Raw genomic sequence first — 17,724 nt, forward strand, 5'->3', positions numbered from 1 at the left:
CGCTACGCCTCTTCTGCCTTCGGCAGTCGTTCGCCGCAGCGCATGCAGTAGTGCGCTTCCGCGTTGTGGTCATGCAGATGGCAGCGCGGACAGCTGCGGGCACGCTTTCTCTGCTGAAGTTCACTGCTCATCTGCGCCGTCAGGATCCCTGTCGGGATCGCTATCACCGAGTAGCCTATCAAAATCAGCACAGAGGCCACAAACCGCCCGGCCACCGTGTGCGGAGTAATATCGCCGTAGCCAACCGTGGTGACCGTCACTACCGCCCAATAGACCGCTACGCCCAGGCTGGTAAAGCCGCTCGCTTCCCCTTCAATGGCGTACATCAGCGCGCCGGCTGACACCATGACAATACCGACAAACGCATAGAAGAGAATAAGCTGGTGTCGGGCATTAATGACCGCGCGCCAGAGGCTATGCAACGCCGGCATATAGCGCAGCAGCTTGAGGATGCGCAGCACGCGTATCGCCCGCATTGCCCGCCAGGCAAAGAAGTAGTGAATAGCCAGTTCCGGCCAGAGCCACAGGACGTAGAGCGGCAGAATGGTTGCCAGGTCGATAACGCCCCAGAAGCTAAAGACGTACTGCACAGGATTAGGCCATGCGAAGATCCGCAAAATGTATTCAAGGGTAAAAATGAGGGTAAAACCGACCTCTATCCAGATAAAGAGCCGCCACTCCTGAGGCGTAAAGGTCAACTGGCTACCCATGCTGGATTCAATAAAAATAGTGATGACGCTCAGCAGGGCCAGCAGGCCGCATAACGCTTCAAAACGACGACCGGAGCGAGTTTGCTGATCGAACAGGCGACGATAAAGCGTTTGGCGTAGCGAAAAAGAGCGGTTGGACACGGTTAATCCTCGCAACGAAAAAGGGCTGGCTTCATGCCAGCCCTGCGGGATTATAGCGGGTCAACCTTAAGACAGGAAACGGCGTGGCGGAAACTGCCCTCCAGCACCGGACGTGTCTGAGCGCACTCCGGTCCAGCAATCGGGCAGCGGGTGCGGAATACGCAGCCTGACGGCGGATTAATTGGCGACGGCAGCTCCCCCTCCAGCAGCTGGATCTGCTTGTTTTTCTCCAGATCGGGATCGGGCACCGGCACGGCCGACATCAGCGCTTTGGTGTAGGGGTGCAGCGGATTGTTGTAAACTTCATCGTAGGTTCCCAACTCCACCGCATGGCCCAGATACATCACCAGCACGCGATCGGAGATGTGCTTCACCACCGCCAGGTCATGGGCGATAAAGATCAGCGACAGGCCCATCTCGCGCTGCAGCTTCTGCAGCAGGTTGACCACCTGTGCCTGAATCGACACGTCCAGCGCGGAGACCGGCTCGTCGCAGATGATCAGCTTCGGCTCAAGGATCAGCGCCCGGGCGATGCCGATACGCTGGCACTGGCCGCCGGAGAACTCGTGCGGATAACGGTTGATCAAGTTGGGCAGCAGGCCGACCTTCATCATCATCGCTTTTACGCGGTCACGCACTTCCTGACGCGGCATCGTCGGATGGTAGGTGCGCAGCGGCTCGGCAATGATATCGCCAATATTCATGCGCGGGTTAAGCGACGCCAGCGGATCCTGGAAGATCATCTGGATATCGCTGCGCACATCGCGCCACTCGTCAGGCTTCATCCCGAGCAGATCTTTGCCCAGCCAGGCGACCTTACCGTCGGTGGCCTTCACCAGGCCGATGATGGCGCGGGCAAAGGTCGATTTACCGCAGCCGGACTCGCCCACCACGCCGAGGGTCTCCCCTTCGTAGAGGCGCAGCGTCACGCCGTCCACCGCCTTCAGGGTTTTGGCTGGCTGCCAGAACCACTGCTTGCCATCTTTAATGTCGAAATGCACTTTCAGATCGGCAATTTCGAGCAGAACTTTTCTCTCTTCGGTCTGGGTAGTCATACTAGCTCCTCCACCGGCTTAAAGCAGGCTCGCAGGCGGCCCGGGGCAAACTCCTCTAGCGGCGGAGCCGTATTACAAATTTCCATCGCGTGCGGACAGCGCGGCTGGAACGGGCAGCCTTTCGGCAAGCGCAGCAGGTTCGGCGGGTTACCCGGAATAGTGAGCAGGGACTCCCCCTCCGCATCCAGACGCGGTACGGCGTTCAGCAGGCCGATCGAGTACGGGTGCGCAGGCTGATAGAAGACGTTACGCGCGGCACCGTACTCCATTGTGCGGCCCGCATACATTACCAGCACCTTGTCGCAGATACCCGCCACCACCCCGAGGTCATGGGTGATCATAATGATGGCGGTATTAAACTCACGCTTCAGCTCGTTGAGCAGGGTCATAATCTGCGCCTGCACGGTGACGTCCAGCGCCGTGGTCGGCTCATCGGCGATCAGCAGCTTCGGACGGCACAGCAGCGCCATCGCGATCATTACACGCTGGCGCATCCCGCCGGAGAACTCGTGGGGATACATGCGCATGCGCTTACGCGCTTCTGGCATTTTAACCGCGTCGAGCATTTTGACCGACTCTTCAAACGCCTCGGCTTTACCCATGCCTTTATGCAGCATTAATACTTCCATCAGCTGCTCGCCGACGCGCATGTAGGGGTTCAGCGAGGTCATCGGATCCTGGAATATCATGGAGATCTGCTCGGCACGCAGCCGGTTAAGCTCGCGCTCCGGCAGGTTGAGGATCTCTCTGCCGTTGAACGTTGCCGAGCCGCCGATGACGCCGTTGGCGGCCAGCAGGCCCATTAGCGCAAACGCCGTTTGCGATTTACCAGAGCCGGATTCACCCACGATCCCGAGGGTCTCCCCCGCGCTCAGGCTAAAGTTCAGGTCATTCACCGCCGTTACGTCACCGTCCGGCGTTTTAAAGGTGACCCGCAGGTCGTTGACATCCAGCAGAACGTTAGATTGCTGCTGCGCCATCGTCGACGCTGAGGTTTCAATGATACTCATTCACAGCACTCCTTAACGATCTTTCGGGTCGAGGGCATCACGCAGGCCATCGCCGATAAAGTTAAAACAGAACAGGGTCACGACTAAGAACACCGCCGGGAAGAGCAGCAGCCACGGTGACACCTCCATCGAGTTTGCGCCATCGCTGAGCAGCGCGCCCCAGCTGCTGAGCGGCTCCTGGGTACCGAGGCCGAGGAAGCTCAGGAAGGATTCAAACAGGATCATGCTCGGGACCAGCAGCGAGGCGTAAACCACCACCACGCCCAGCACGTTCGGCACGATGTGGCGCACCACAATGCTGGCCGTCGATACGCCGCCGACCTGCGCCGCTTCGATAAACTCTTTGCGCTTCAGGCTCAGTGTCTGGCCGCGCACGATACGCGCCATATCGAGCCAGGAGACCATGCCGATAGCGACAAAGATCAGCAGGATATTTTGTCCGAAGAAGGTCACCAGCAGGATCACAAAGAACATGAACGGGAAGGAGTTGAGGATCTCCAGCAGGCGCATCATCACCGAGTCGACTTTGCCACCAAGATAGCCCGAGAGCGAGCCGTAGAGCGTGCCGACCACGACCGCAACCAGCGCGGCGGCAATGCCGACCATCAGGGAGATGCGGCCACCGATAGCGACACGCACCAGCAGATCACGCCCCGAGGAGTCGGTGCCGAAGTAGTGGCCGGAGGCCATATCCGGCGCGTTGGACATCATGCCCCAGTCGGTATCGAAATAGGTAAACTGCGACAGCAGTGGCGCAAAGGCGACGAACAGCGCGATCAGCACCAGTACGACAAGGCTGGTAACGGCGGCGCGGTTGTGCATAAAGCGACGACGCGCATCCTGCCACAGGCTACGCCCTTCGACTTCCAGTTTCTCACTGAAGTTTTCCAGCGCCTCGCTGTTTTTCTTACTTAACATCATGGCGTACCCCAGCGTTAGTAACGGATTTTCGGATCGATAACGGCATAGAGCACGTCCACGATCGCATTGAACAAAATAGTCAGCGTGCCGACCAGAATGGTCAGGCTCAGCACCAGGGAGTAGTCACGGTTCAGCGCGCCGTTAACAAACAGCTGACCGATGCCCGGCAGACCGTAGATGGTTTCGATAACCATCGAGCCGGTGATGATGCCAACAAACGCGGGGCCCATATAGGAGAGCACCGGCAGCAGCGCGGGCTTCAGGGCGTGACGCAGGATGATGCGGCGCAGGGGCAAACCTTTAGCGCGGGCGGTACGGATGAAGTTAGAGTGCAGCACTTCAATCATCGACCCACGGGTGATACGCGCAATACTGGCGATGTAGGCCAAAGAGAGCGCCACCATCGGCAGGATCATAAATTTCGGCGCCCCGCCGTTCCAGCCGCCGCCCGGCAGCCACTTCAGCGTAATAGCGAAAATAAGCACCAGCAGCGGCGCAACCACGAAGCTGGGAATAACCACCCCGGTCATGGCAAAGCCCATGACCGTATAGTCCCACTTCGTATTCTGGTTAAGCGCCGCAATAACGCCCGCCGCCACGCCCAGCACTACGGCGAGGAAAAAGGCGGCCGCGCCTAATTTCGCCGACACCGGGAAGCTGGAGGCCACCAGATCGTTGACCGAATAGTCTTTATATTTAAATGACGGCCCGAAATCACCGTGTGCCAGCTGTTTCAGGTAGCTGAAATACTGGGTCATGATCGGATCGTTTAAGTGATATTTCGCTTCGATGTTCGCCATCACTTCCGGCGGCAGCGCGCGCTCGCTGGTAAAAGGACTACCCGGCGCAAGGCGCATCATAAAGAAGGAGATGGTAATAAGAATCAGGAGCGTCGGAATAGCTTCCAGACAGCGACGTAAAATAAATTTCAACATTGCCCGTACCTTCTGGCCTGTGCCTTATACACGTGGCGTAAACACGCCGGTGTATGCAGTGCGATAAAATAAGACACGATGGGGCAGTGCGACGCCGCGTCTTAGCACGGTTACGCCCTGCCCCACATATTGCCATTAATGTTTGATAACGTAGAGATCTTTACCGTAGACGTTATCCATTGGGTCTTTACCGGTATAACCACCCACCCACGGTTTCACCAGACGCGCGTTTACATAGTAGTAAACCGGTACGATCGCCGAGTCTTTACCCAGCTGCTGTTCAGCCTGATCGTACAGCTCGCTGCGTTTCGCTTCGTCGCTGGCTTTCACGGCATCGGCCATGATGCGGTCAAACGCCTCGCTCTTATAGTGCGCGGTGTTCATTGAGCTGCCGGAGAGCATGGTGTTCAGGAACGAGGTCGGCTCGTTATAGTCCGCACACCAGCCAGCACGGGCCACGTCGAAGTTACCCTGGTGACGGGTATCGAGGAAGGTTTTCCACTCCTGGTTCACCAGCTTGACGTTCACCCCGAGGTTTTTCTGCCAGATAGAGGCGGCGGCAATGGCCAGCTTCTTATGCAGATCGGAGGTGTTGTACAGCAGGTTAAAGGTCAGCGGCTTGTCTTTAGTGTAGCCTGCTTCCGCCAGCAGTTTTTTCGCCTCTTCGTTGCGTTTTTCCTGCGTCCAGCCGAACCACTCCGGCTTGGTCAGTTTCGCACCGTCGGCGTACGGCGGGGTGTAGCCATAGGCAGGCAGATCGCCCTGCGCTTTCACTTTGTTAGCAATGATATCGCGATCCAGGCCCAGCTTCAGCGCGGTACGGATACGGGCATCGGTAAACGGTGCTTTCTGGTTGTTGATTTCGTAGTAGTAGGTGCAGAGGTATGGGTCAACGTGCACCTCCTGCGGGATCTCTTTTTTCAGCTTCTGGAACAGCTCGATCGGCAGGTTGTTATAGGTCATGTCAATCTCGCCGCTGCGGTAGCGGTTAACGTCCGTGACTTCGGAGGAGATCGGCAGATAGGTAATTTGATCGAGAACGGTTTTGCCGTTATCCCAGTAATTAGTGTTACGCACCATCACAATACGTTCGTTAACAACCCAGTCCTGCAGTTTAAACGCGCCGTTGGTAACGATATTCGCTGGCTGGGTCCACTTTTCGCCAAATTTTTCGATGGCGGCTTTATTTACCGGGGACATCGCCGGGTTGACCAGCAGCTTATAGAAGTAAGGCACCGGCTCGCTCAGGGTAACTTCCAGGGTATGGTCATCAATCGCCTTAACGCCCAGCTCGCTCGGCTTCATTTTGCCGTCGATGATCGCATCAACGTTTACGATATGGCCATATTGCGGATAGCTTGCATAAGGCGAGGCGGTATTCGGATCCACCAGGCGCTGCCAGCTATAGACGAAATCCTGGGCGGTCACAGGCTCGCCGTTAGACCATTTGGCATCTTTACGCAGATGGAAGGTCCAGACTTTAAAATCTTTATTATCCCAGGATTCGGCAACGCCCGGAACAGGGTGGCCGTCAACCGGAGAGGTAATCAGCAGACCTTCAAACAGATCGCGGCTGACGTTGGATTCGGGTACCCCTTCGATCTTATTTGGGTCGAGCGACTGCGGCTCGGCACCGTTATTTCGGATCAGGGTTTGCTTCTCTGCCAGTTGAACACCTGCAGGTACATCTGCCGCCATGGCAACGTTACCCGCGATTAGCGCAGTCAAAATCCCTGCCGCTACCAAGCTTTTTTTTGTGATGATGGACATTGTGTTGGTACTCCACTCATTATAATTACTGGCTTTTGTGCCAGCCTGTTTCATTCCCCCGAGGGGGTGCCTGTACGGTGCAGGAGTTTTTGCATCCGCAAGGGGTTACTGCTTGCTATCACCGACTTTTATTATTACTGGCTACTCATAGCGGCAGCCTGGCGTCGATTCTTTAACGCCTCCCCTGTTTGAGGCGCCTTATATATCCTGATGAATATCATTTATGAAAATGATTCTCATCTGCATCTATTCATTTGCTGAGCGTTTTGCTGCAAATAGTGGCCTGGAAAGTATCAAATGCATTTATCGTCCGCCAATACAATTTGCAAATTTGTTAAGCATTTCTCTTTTATACAATTCTGTAGCGGCTTTACGCGAGGTGTACTGCGAGGAATAAATGGGTAAACGATATCAAAATCAATGACATAGTGCATTTATTACTCTTCCTCCCGTGTTTACGTTCAGGTCGATTGTTTTTTACACAAAAATGTAACAAGTGCTCATTTTCTAGCACATTCATCTGTGTGGGTGATTAAATTACTAATATCATTTCGATAATCACACAGCAAGCCCCAGAGTATCATGTGAGTAAAATAACAGGCATAAAGGGGGGAATGTAAGCAAACGTGTCAAAGAGAAAAATTCAACGTGCTGATTATTAAGACTTTAGTTCAACCAGCGCGATTTGTTATGTTTGTGCCATTTTTCAACATTAGTTATATGTTTTACTAATAATGATGAAAAAAACGGCGCTGGGTGCGCCGTTCAGGCTGACATTTTTCGAATGAAAGTTATCAGTGCATTAAGCCGGGAAAAATGGCTTTGATCCCGGTAACGATAAATTCAATGCCCAGCGCCATCAGTAACAGCCCCATAATTCGAGTAATGACGTTGATGCCGGTCTGGCCTAATAAACGAACCAGCCAGGGCGCAATACGAAACAGTCCCCAGCAGCAGAGTGCGAACAGGGCAATGGCGATGGAAAAACAGAGCAGATGGGGCCAGCTATGAAAACGCGTTCCCCAGACAATGGTGGAGCTGATGGCCCCCGGCCCTGCCATCAACGGTAGCGCGAGCGGTACCACCCCAATGCTTTCGCGAATGGCCGTCTCTGACTTCTCCTGTTTATTCTGCTTATCCTCGCCAAGCTTGCCGCTGATCATCGACATCGCAATGGTCACCACAAGGATGCCCCCGGCAATACGGAATGAATCGATAGAGATACCAAAAAGCTGCAGGATGGTGCTGCCTAAAAAGAGTGAGGTAAGGAGAATAATGGCAACCGAGACGCTGGCGGTTAGGTTGGTTTTGTTTCGCGCCGCCGCGGTCTGGTAGCTGGTCATGCTGATGAATACAGGAATAATCCCGACCGGGTTAACCAGAGCAAACAGGCCAATAAAAAACTTCAGATAGGTCGGAAAATCAAACAACGTCTGGATCACGGTAAACTCCGCAAATAATCAACGCCGAAGGCAAAATTTTAGCCATAAAAAAACCATGCTAAAGATACGCCTAATATCAGCATACTTCACCAGAAATATTCTGAAAAACGTGAGAGTGTGTGTATGTTATTTAATTGTAGAAAGTATGATAGCTTATTTCTACTACGCCCCTGAAATTATTAACATTTGATGCAAATGAATAAAAAGAGCCAGCTGAAAGGTGTCAGCTTCGACTATTCTTGATCTGGATCACGTAATCGCTACTCAGAAGTGAGTAACCTTGTTTACGCCGCCAGGGAGAAAAGAAGTATCAAACGGTATGATGCTGAGGCGAGGCTCTTTTAGTAAATCATGGGTGCAGGTGTCGTTAATAAGTACTTGTTTTTGAAACGGTAATGCAGGCTGCTACGGGTCTTACTATACTGTTCTGTTGATCCATTGAGCAACTGATTTACTAAAAGAGTTTAACATTATCAGGAGATCATTATGGCCGTTACTAACGTCGCTGAACTTAACGCACTCGTTGAACGCGTGAAAAAAGCCCAGCGTGAATATGCCAACTTTTCTCAAGAACAAGTTGATAAAATCTTCCGTGCCGCCGCTCTGGCTGCCGCCGATGCGCGAATTCCTCTCGCTAAGCTGGCTGTTGCAGAATCCGGTATGGGTATTGTGGAAGATAAAGTGATTAAAAACCACTTCGCTTCTGAATATATCTACAACGCGTATAAAGATGAGAAGACCTGCGGTGTGCTTTCTACCGACGACACCTTTGGCACCATCACTATCGCCGAGCCTATCGGTATTATCTGCGGTATCGTTCCGACCACTAACCCAACCTCTACCGCCATCTTTAAATCGCTGATTAGCCTCAAGACACGCAACGCAATCATCTTCTCTCCGCATCCGCGTGCTAAAGATGCCACTAACAAAGCAGCCGATATCGTTCTGCAGGCCGCTATTGCTGCGGGCGCACCAAAAGACCTGATTGGCTGGATCGACCAACCTTCCGTAGAACTGTCTAATGCCCTGATGCACCATCCGGATATCAACCTGATCCTCGCCACCGGCGGTCCGGGCATGGTTAAAGCGGCTTATAGCTCTGGTAAACCGGCTATCGGCGTAGGTGCAGGTAATACCCCGGTTGTTATCGACGAAACTGCCGATATCAAACGTGCCGTTGCCTCTGTGCTGATGTCAAAAACCTTCGATAACGGCGTTATCTGTGCCTCCGAGCAGTCTGTGGTGGTCGTTGACTCCGTCTATGACAAAGTACGTGAACGTTTTGCCAGCCACGGCGGCTACATGCTGCAGGGCCAGGAGCTGAAGGCCGTTCAGGATATCATCCTGAAAAACGGCGCGCTGAACGCGGCCATCGTGGGTCAGCCAGCAGTTAAGATTGCTGAACTGGCAGGCTTTACCGTGCCGGCCAGCACCAAGATCCTGATTGGCGAAGTGACTACCGTGGATGAGAGCGAGCCGTTTGCTCACGAAAAACTCTCCCCGACGCTGGCGATGTACCGCGCGAAAGATTTCGAAGATGCCGTGGTTAAAGCGGAGAAACTGGTCGCAATGGGTGGGATCGGTCACACCTCCTGTCTCTATACTGACCAGGACAACCAGCCGGATCGCGTGGCTTTCTTCGGCGAGAAGATGAAAACCGCCCGTATTCTGATTAACACCCCGGCCTCTCAGGGTGGTATCGGCGACCTGTACAACTTCAAACTCGCGCCGTCCCTGACCCTGGGCTGCGGCTCCTGGGGTGGTAACTCCATCTCTGAAAACGTAGGTCCGAAGCACCTGATCAACAAGAAAACCGTTGCTAAGCGAGCTGAAAACATGCTGTGGCATAAACTTCCGAAATCAATCTACTTCCGCCGCGGCTCCCTGCCCATTGCGCTGGATGAAGTGATTACCGATGGCCACAAACGTGCGCTGATCGTCACCGACCGCTTCCTGTTCAACAACGGCTACGCGGACCAGATCACCTCCGTGCTGAAAGCGGCTGGCGTAGAGACGGAAGTGTTCTTTGAAGTTGAAGCGGATCCGACCCTGACCATCGTTCGTAAGGGTGCTGAGCTGGCGAACTCCTTCAAGCCTGACGTGATTATCGCCCTGGGCGGCGGCTCCCCGATGGATGCAGCAAAAATCATGTGGGTTATGTACGAACACCCGGAAACCCACTTCGAAGAGCTGGCGCTGCGCTTTATGGATATCCGTAAACGTATCTACAAGTTCCCGAAAATGGGCGTGAAAGCAAAAATGATTGCTATCACTACCACCTCCGGTACCGGTTCTGAAGTTACGCCGTTCGCCGTCGTAACCGATGATGCTACCGGTCAGAAATACCCGCTGGCTGACTACGCTCTGACCCCGGATATGGCCATCGTCGATGCCAACCTGGTCATGGATATGCCGAAATCACTGTGCGCCTTTGGCGGCCTCGATGCGGTGACCCATGCCCTGGAAGCGTATGTATCCGTGCTGGCCTCCGAGTTCTCTGATGGTCAGGCTCTGCAGGCGCTTAAGCTGCTGAAAGAGTACCTGCCAGCGTCCTACCATGAAGGGTCGAAAAACCCAGTGGCTCGCGAACGCGTGCACGGTGCGGCAACCATCGCCGGTATCGCCTTTGCTAACGCCTTCCTCGGTGTTTGTCACTCAATGGCGCACAAACTCGGCTCGCAGTTCCACATTCCGCACGGCCTGGCTAACGCCCTGCTGATTGGCAACGTTATCCGCTATAACGCGAACGATAACCCAACCAAACAGACGGCCTTTAGCCAGTATGACCGTCCGCAGGCTCGCCGTCGCTACGCAGAGATTGCTGACCATCTGGGCCTGAGCGCACCGGGCGATCGCACCGCGGCGAAGATTGAGAAGCTGCTGGGATGGCTGGATAGCCTGAAAGCTGAACTGGGTATTCCGAAATCTATCCGCGAAGCAGGCGTGCAGGAAGCGGACTTCCTTGCTCATGTCGACAAGCTGTCTGAAGACGCCTTCGATGACCAGTGCACCGGCGCTAACCCGCGCTACCCGCTGATCGCCGAGCTGAAACAGATCCTGCTGGATACCTACTATGGCCGCGAGTACAGAGAGGGTGACGCTGCGCCTGTGCAGGCTGACGTTGCGGTACCGGTAAAAGCCGATAAGAAAGTGAAAAAACCCGCTTAATCTATCGTGCTAACAAAAACCCGCCAGTCGGCGGGTTTTTTTATGGCCTCAGCGGCACGCTGCGCCTGTTCTGGCTTATCCGCTACCTACCCACGCACGCGACGCTGTATCGCTGTCAGAGAGCCTTCTGCGAGCGCCTCTTTATAGTGCTTACGGCATACCGAGACGTAGCGCTCATTCCCCCCTATAACTACCTGCTCTCCTTCATTATAGGGACGCCCATCCTGATCGAGACGTAATACCATGCTGGCCTTACGGCCGCAGAAACAGATGGTTTTTAACTCGACCAGCTTATCTGACCACGCCAGCAAATAGAGGCTGCCGGTAAACAGTTCGCCACGGAAATCAGTGCGTAGGCCATAGCACAGTACAGGAATATCCAGCCTATCGACGACTTCAGAGAGGGCGTAAACCTGTTCACGCGTTAAAAACTGGCTCTCATCCACCAGCACGCAGTGGACAGGCTCCCGAGCGTGCTCATCGCGGATCTCATCAAACAGCGATGTCTGCTGGTTGAATAATTTTGCTGGCGAAGAGAGGCCGATACGGGAGCTGACTTTTCCACTACCGAAACGGTTATCAATTTCGGCGGTATAGACCAGCGAGCGCATCCCCCTTTCCTGGTAATTGTAGGAAGACTGCAAGAGCGCCGTAGATTTGCCGGCATTCATTGCCGAGTAGTAGAAATATAGCTGAGCCATTGGTCTGGAGACCCCAATCAAGGTGTAATTTTTAACGCGCGGATTGTAGCATAATTTGCTCAACTAACATGGCTGGTAGCGCAACTAACCTGTTAATGGTAGCCCTTACGTTTTGATGTGATATACACACTTTATAACACTTATGAATGACGTAGCCATTACTGCTGACATCCAGCCCTCTCGCTTTATCACTGACCTGTGTAGGGACACGCCTTTTTGCATTGCCCGCTCTTAACTTAGGTGACAGAAAATATTAGTAATTTAAGCTCACCACACTTATGGCAGACTAATAAGAAAGGTTGATATTTATCCATCCCGGCAATAGTACTGTCAGCATTAATCGAAAAAGTCTGATTACATTTTTCACTTAATCTGACCCTAAACAGACCAGGGGTAATGGATTGGATAAGCTTTGTGGGACCGGTTCACTGTAGGTAAATTTAAGATAACGCAATTAATAAAACGGGCAAATAACGGGTAATTTTGAATTCCTTACATTGCCGGGTATTGCACAACTCAAATTATCGCTCTATTATTAGCTCAACAAACCACCCATTATAAGTTTGAGATTACTACAATGAGCGAAGCACTTAAAATTCTGAACAACATCCGTACTCTTCGTGCACAGGCAAGAGAATGTACTCTCGAAACGCTCGAAGAAATGCTGGAAAAATTAGAAGTTGTTGTTAACGAGCGTCGTGAAGAAGATAATGCCGCTGCTGCTGAAATTGAAGAGCGTACGCGTAAACTGCAGCAGTATCGTGAAATGCTGATTGCTGACGGTATTGACCCAAACGAACTGCTGAACAGCATGGCAGCCGCGAAAGTAGGTACTAAAGCTAAGCGTGCAGCACGCCCGGCTAAATATAGCTACGTTGACGAAAACGGCGAAACTAAAACCTGGACCGGCCAGGGCCGTACCCCAGCCGTTATTAAGAAGGCAATGGACGAGCAAGGCAAACAGCTGGAAGACTTCCTGATTAAGGAATAATCCCTCGCCTGATGTAAAAAATCCCGCTACGGCGGGATTTTTTATTGGCACTGCCGTAGGGTTAGCGCAGGCTTATGTTTTCACTTAGAAACAAGTGGCAATAAAAAAGCCGAAGATAATCCGTACGTAACGGTGATATCTTCGGCTTTTGTCAAATGGCGGTAAGAAAGACCTTACTTAGCAAGGCCCATCTCATTCTCCAGCCAGCTCTTGAATTCTTCACCCAGCGTGTTGTGACGAATACCATATTCAACAAACGCTTGCATATAACCCAGCTTATTGCCGCAGTCATGGCTTTTGCCTTTCATATGGTAGGCTTCAACGGTCTCTTTCTCGATAAGCATATCGATACCGTCGGTCAGCTGGATCTCATCCCCTGCGCCCGGCGGAGTTTTTGCCAGCAGAGGCCAAATTTCAGCGCTCAGGACGTAACGGCCTACAACAGCAAGGTTAGAAGGCGCAACGTTAGCCTTCGGCTTCTCAACCACACCAACCATTGGCACGCTTTCACCCGGTTTTAACTCGGCGCCTTTGCAATCCACCACGCCATACGCGGTGACATCTTCAACCGGCTCCACCATAATCTGGCTACAGCCGGTTTCATCGAAGCGCTTGATCATTTCCGCAAGGTTATCTTGAGAGAGATCGGATTCATATTCATCAAGAATAACGTCAGGCAGAATAACAGCCACCGGCTCATCACCCACGACCGGATGCGCGCACAGTACGGCGTGGCCTAACCCTTTAGCCAGACCCTGACGCACCTGCATAATTGTGACGTGCGGTGGGCAAATAGACTGTACCTCTTCCAGCAGCTGGCGCTTAACGCGTTTTTCCAGCATCGCTTCCAGTTCAAAACTGGTGTCGAAGTGGTTTTCGATGGAGTTTTTAGATGAATGAGTAACTAAAACGATTTCCGTAATACCCGCCGCAATACATTCGTTTACTACGTATTGAATTAAGGGTTTATCTACCAGCGGCAGCATCTCTTTCGGGATAGCTTTCGTGGCGGGCAGCATCCTGGTTCCTAATCCTGCGACCGGGATAACTGCTTTTGTTACTTTTGAATTAACGGCAGCCATTTAAAATCTCCTGGACTGTTCATACTAGAACACGTTCGTCAATGAATAGTGCAATGAGTATATCAGTATCAAACTGTGAGCCTGGTCTGAATTGGACTCATCAACATGTAATTAAGACAATTACCTATAAGACTGTCCTGATGTTAGCACCCGGCTCGTTTTTACGATAAAGCAAAATGGGGAACGCAGCGCGATCGCTCATTCCGCAGACAACATTAAGCGCAGTCGACCGCCCGTTCCCCAAACCTGGCACTCCCAGGCGTCACAACGCTGGCTTATTTGATTTAAGTAAGCATTACCCAGCGTACCTAACGGCACCCCGCTGCTAATCTGCACCAGTTGATCGTCAGTATTCAGCGTTGCGTTAAGACCAGCAGAAACTAATATCAAATTTTTCTGCTCGCTGTGGTAATAACCCACCAGCAGGGGGAACTGTCCAGGTAAATTTGCCTGGCGCAGTAATTGATTGACCTGCTTTAACAGCGCGCCCAGTTCGGGTAAGCGTTGACGCTGCTGAGAGAGCTGCTCCTGCAACAGGCCATTGAAAAGTGCGCGTAATAGGAGCGCGGCTAATACACCGTTATCGCCGGCGCGTGTCACATCCAGACAATAAAAGGCGAGATCGTGATCGGAAAGTGGCGCAATATCTAACACCAGTCCAGGCTGATTGGCTGCAACCAGCTGGCGATAATTAACGCGACACTGGGATAAAACCTGTTGAACAGGAGGCTGTAATTCCTGCAGCAGCTTTGCCGCCGCATGGGGATCGCTTACTAAGGCATCCCAGTCCTGAAAGAGCCGCTCCTCTTCCTCTACCCGCGAATTAAACATATTGGGATAGAGGCAGGCCAATACGGTCTCCCGCAGGCGAGCAAAATCCTTCACCGGCTTAAGTAGGACATCCTGGACGCCAAGCCGAAGCGCTTTGGCGATGTCAGCCATATTCTCCGTTGCCGAAATCACCAGGATGGGCGTTTGATCGCCTTCATTGCGCAGATGTTCGACCAGCTTGAGGCCATTCATCCGCGGCATTGCGATATCACAGATCATCAGATCTGGTCTGACCCTGGCGAACATCTCAAGCGCCTCCACACCGTCACCTGCAAGGGTAGTGGATGCGCCAAGAGACAGAAGCCAGGAGTCCAGCAGTGAGCGGAAAACGGGTTCGTCTTCAACGATTAACATATGTTTTCCGGCCAATGGCTGCGTCATGTTCTCTCCCCTGCCTTACGATAGTTCAATAGTGGCACGCTATTGCGACTACCGCCTGTCAGATTTTGCTTAAGAAAGCGAAAAACCAAGTACTCAAACATTTTATGTACACCGAGTGGTTACAATTCGCCCATTACCATCCCTCGGCCTGCTGCAAAACAGCAATATGCACTGCCGCACACAAGGCCGGCAGAAAAACAGGACAAATAGGTTTATCAGGATCTCAGGCCCGTCTGGCGTATTGTGGCATCATACGCCATGCGTAAGTGTTTGAACCGAATAGGTCATGATGTCAAAACATCGCGGTGGCCAAAACGCCTCTCTCAGCGCTTGGCGCCAATTGCCTATGCCGAAACGTACTAAATTTTTGACCTTATGACCAGTCCTGAGGAATATATCCTCTGCCTTACTCTCCTGGCATAGCGTCATCGTCATCGCTCAGTTAACATAGTGCGGCAAAGGCGCATCGGCGCTCTCATTTATTCAGGATACCTATTTTGTCAAACCGTTGTCCCTGCGGTAGCGCACTGGAGTATAGCCTATGTTGCCAGCCTTATCTGTCTGGAAAAGAGATTGCGTCCGATCCCAGCCAACTTATGCGCTCGCGCTATACGGCGTTTGTAGAAAAACGTGCTGACTATCTGATCCAAACATGGCATCCCTCCTGTCAGGCTGCGGCGTTCCGTCAGGAGATAGAGGCGGGCTTCGCCGGCACCGAGTGGCTGGGTCTGACCCTCTTTGAGCAGGCGGAGGGCAGCCACAGCGGCGAAGGGTTCGTCAGTTTTGTGGCACGTTTTAAAGAGAAAGGCAAAACGGGCGCAATTATTGAGCGTTCCAGGTTCTTAAAAGAAAACGGCCAATGGTATTATATTGATGGCACGCGTCCTCAGTTCGGCCGTAACGATCCCTGCCCCTGTGGCTCGGGCAAAAAATTTAAAAAGTGCTGCGGGCAATAAACCCAGCGGTACCTCATAGCAAACACGTCAAGGATTTACCCGGCAATGCATTCACTACAACGAAAAGTTCTGCGTACTATCTGCCCCGATCAGAAAGGGCTTATCGCACGCATCACCAACATTTGTTACAAGCACGAGCTGAACATCGTACAGAACAATGAGTTTGTCGATCACCGTACCGGGCGCTTCTTTATGCGTACCGAGCTGGAGGGCATTTTCAACGATTCTACCCTGCTGGCCGATCTCGACAGCGCCCTGCCAGACGGTTCCGTGCGGGAGTTAACGCCTGCGGGTCGTCGTCGCATCGTAATTCTGGTCACCAAAGAGGCGCATTGCCTGGGCGATCTGCTCATGAAGGCCAACTATGGCGGCCTTGATGTAGAGATTGCCGCCGTGATTGGTAACCATGACACCCTGCGCACGCTGGTGGAGCGTTTTGATATTCCTTTTGAGCTGGTAAGCCATGAAGGGCTGACCCGTGAAGATCACGACGAGAAGATGGCTCAGGCGATTGAAGCCTATGACCCGGACTATGTGGTGTTAGCAAAATACATGCGTGTGCTAACGCCAACCTTTGTTGCCCGCTTCCCGAATAAGATCATCAATATTCACCACTCGTTCTTACCGGCATTTATTGGTGCTCGTCCTTATCATCAGGCTTACGAGCGCGGCGTGAAGATCATTGGTGCGACTGCGCACTATGTGAATGATAATCTGGACGAGGGTCCAATTATTATGCAGGACGTTATTCACGTCGATCACACTTACACCGCCGAGGATATGATGCGTGCTGGACGCGACGTTGAGAAGAACGTACTCAGCCGGGCGCTGTACGAAGTTTTGGGCCAGCGGGTATTTGTTTACGGCAACCGGACGATTATTCTGTAAGCGACTGATGAGATGGGTTGCTTAGCATTAGCGCAGTGCGCATAAAAAGCATGCAAACGGTTCATTTCTTTAAAAGGAATGCTTTACAGCGGCGCGTCATTTGATATGATGCGCCCCGCTTCCCAAGGGAAGCAGGCCAGTACCAGCATTACCCCGTGGTGGGGTTCCCGAGCGGCCAAAGGGAGCAGACTGTAAATCTGCCGTCATCGACTTCGAAGGTTCGAATCCTTCCCCCACCACCATTATTCACCACAGCAGTGTGGTAAACCCGATGAGTTAAGCTGACGTATGCACTTATCGGGGAAGGGTAAGAACCTTCGACTAAGGTTCGACTCGAGCGACAGCGAGAGAACATTGCCATCAGGCAACGGCCCGAAGGGTGAGGAGCGAAGCGACGAATAATCCTTCCCCCAGCACCATCTCTACAAGCAAGATATTACCCCTGGTGGGGTTCCCGAGCGGCCAAAGGGAGCAGACTGTAAATCTGCCGTCACAGACTTCGAAGGTTCGAATCCTTCCCCCACCACCATCTTCTTATAAAGCATCCCATTTAAATCAAACCTCAAAGCTGCATACTATTCCGTACCGGGAAGGATGAGAAGCTTCGACCAAGGTTCGACTCGAGCGACAGCGAGAGAGCGTTGCCGTCAGGCAACGACCCGAAGGGCGAGGTGCGAAGCACCGAGTAATCCTTCCCCCACCACCATCTTCTTATAAAGCATCCCATTTAAATCAAACCTCA

The 17,724-nt window shown here is 52.6% G+C and carries 14 protein-coding genes, 2 tRNA genes and 2 other RNA genes; 8 read left to right on the forward strand and 10 right to left on the reverse strand.

What is annotated here, in order from left to right; genetic code table 11:
- Positions 1-2 precede the first annotated feature (2 nt).
- The 7 genes from RTX96_RS04735 to RTX96_RS04765 form a co-directional block, all read right to left on the reverse strand.
- Complete coding sequence (locus RTX96_RS04735; protein WP_312670344.1) at positions 3-851, reverse strand: ion transporter; 849 nt, start codon at positions 849-851, stop codon at positions 3-5.
- 50 nt (positions 852-901) lie between these two features.
- Positions 902-1,906, reverse strand: coding sequence for a murein tripeptide/oligopeptide ABC transporter ATP binding protein OppF (gene oppF / locus RTX96_RS04740; protein ID WP_103820008.1), 1,005 nt, complete (start codon positions 1,904-1,906; stop codon positions 902-904).
- A complete protein-coding gene (locus RTX96_RS04745; RefSeq protein WP_312267699.1) occupies positions 1,903-2,916 on the reverse strand; it encodes an ABC transporter ATP-binding protein in 1,014 nt (337 codons plus the stop codon). The genes oppF and RTX96_RS04745 overlap by 4 nt, the downstream gene beginning before the upstream one ends.
- Positions 2,917-2,928: 12 nt before the next feature.
- Positions 2,929-3,837 (reverse strand): oligopeptide ABC transporter permease OppC, encoded by a 909-nt coding sequence (gene oppC / locus RTX96_RS04750; protein WP_103820006.1) that lies wholly within the window; start codon positions 3,835-3,837, stop codon positions 2,929-2,931.
- Between the two features lie 14 nt (positions 3,838-3,851).
- Positions 3,852-4,772, reverse strand: a complete 921-nt coding sequence (gene oppB, locus RTX96_RS04755; protein WP_042394400.1) for an oligopeptide ABC transporter permease OppB — start codon at positions 4,770-4,772, stop codon at positions 3,852-3,854.
- 135 nt (positions 4,773-4,907) lie between these two features.
- Positions 4,908-6,542, reverse strand: a complete 1,635-nt coding sequence (gene oppA, locus RTX96_RS04760; RefSeq protein WP_312670346.1) for an oligopeptide ABC transporter substrate-binding protein OppA — start codon at positions 6,540-6,542, stop codon at positions 4,908-4,910.
- Between the two features lie 794 nt (positions 6,543-7,336).
- On the reverse strand, positions 7,337-7,984 hold the full coding sequence (locus tag RTX96_RS04765; protein WP_103820004.1) for a YchE family NAAT transporter: 648 nt from the start codon (positions 7,982-7,984) through the stop codon (positions 7,337-7,339).
- A gap of 486 nt (positions 7,985-8,470) precedes the next feature.
- On the opposite strand from RTX96_RS04765, the gene adhE reads away from it, so the two are divergent.
- Positions 8,471-11,152, forward strand: coding sequence for a bifunctional acetaldehyde-CoA/alcohol dehydrogenase (adhE, locus tag RTX96_RS04770; protein WP_103820003.1), 2,682 nt, complete (start codon positions 8,471-8,473; stop codon positions 11,150-11,152).
- An 86-nt stretch (positions 11,153-11,238) separates the two neighbouring features.
- On the opposite strand, the gene tdk is transcribed toward adhE, so the two are convergent.
- The gene (gene tdk, locus RTX96_RS04775) at positions 11,239-11,853 is read right to left on the reverse strand and encodes a thymidine kinase (RefSeq protein WP_103820002.1); all 615 of its coding nucleotides are present in this window, start codon (positions 11,851-11,853) and stop codon (positions 11,239-11,241) included.
- 577 nt (positions 11,854-12,430) lie between these two features.
- Here tdk and hns point away from each other — a divergent pair.
- Positions 12,431-12,844: a histone-like nucleoid-structuring protein H-NS gene (hns, locus tag RTX96_RS04780; RefSeq protein ID WP_103820001.1), complete on the forward strand. Its 414-nt coding sequence runs from the start codon at positions 12,431-12,433 to the stop codon at positions 12,842-12,844.
- Positions 12,845-13,017: 173 nt separating this feature from the next.
- Here the strand turns inward: hns and galU are convergent, their stop codons facing one another.
- Positions 13,018-13,926 (reverse strand): UTP--glucose-1-phosphate uridylyltransferase GalU, encoded by a 909-nt coding sequence (gene galU, locus RTX96_RS04785; protein ID WP_103820000.1) that lies wholly within the window; start codon positions 13,924-13,926, stop codon positions 13,018-13,020.
- A 198-nt stretch (positions 13,927-14,124) separates the two neighbouring features.
- The gene (rssB, locus tag RTX96_RS04790) at positions 14,125-15,138 is read right to left on the reverse strand and encodes a two-component system response regulator RssB (RefSeq protein WP_103819999.1); all 1,014 of its coding nucleotides are present in this window, start codon (positions 15,136-15,138) and stop codon (positions 14,125-14,127) included.
- A gap of 497 nt (positions 15,139-15,635) precedes the next feature.
- Between rssB and RTX96_RS04795 the strand changes: the two genes are divergently transcribed.
- The 6 genes from RTX96_RS04795 to RTX96_RS04820 all read left to right on the forward strand — a co-directional run bounded on the left by RTX96_RS04795 (position 15,636) and on the right by RTX96_RS04820 (position 17,688).
- Positions 15,636-16,094 (forward strand): YchJ family protein, encoded by a 459-nt coding sequence (locus tag RTX96_RS04795; RefSeq protein WP_312670347.1) that lies wholly within the window; start codon positions 15,636-15,638, stop codon positions 16,092-16,094.
- A 45-nt stretch (positions 16,095-16,139) separates the two neighbouring features.
- The gene (gene purU / locus RTX96_RS04800) at positions 16,140-16,982 is read left to right on the forward strand and encodes a formyltetrahydrofolate deformylase (protein ID WP_312670348.1); all 843 of its coding nucleotides are present in this window, start codon (positions 16,140-16,142) and stop codon (positions 16,980-16,982) included.
- A gap of 157 nt (positions 16,983-17,139) precedes the next feature.
- A tRNA-Tyr gene (locus RTX96_RS04805) sits at positions 17,140-17,224 on the forward strand.
- A gap of 44 nt (positions 17,225-17,268) precedes the next feature.
- Positions 17,269-17,401: non-coding RNA, RtT sRNA (locus RTX96_RS04810), on the forward strand.
- A gap of 25 nt (positions 17,402-17,426) precedes the next feature.
- Positions 17,427-17,511, forward strand: a tRNA-Tyr gene (locus RTX96_RS04815).
- A gap of 44 nt (positions 17,512-17,555) precedes the next feature.
- A non-coding RNA gene (locus RTX96_RS04820) (RtT sRNA) lies at positions 17,556-17,688 on the forward strand.
- Positions 17,689-17,724 lie beyond the last annotated feature (36 nt).

The sequence above is a fragment of the Pseudescherichia sp. genome, assembly GCF_032052675.1.
Classification (GTDB): Bacteria; Pseudomonadota; Gammaproteobacteria; order Enterobacterales; family Enterobacteriaceae; genus Pseudescherichia.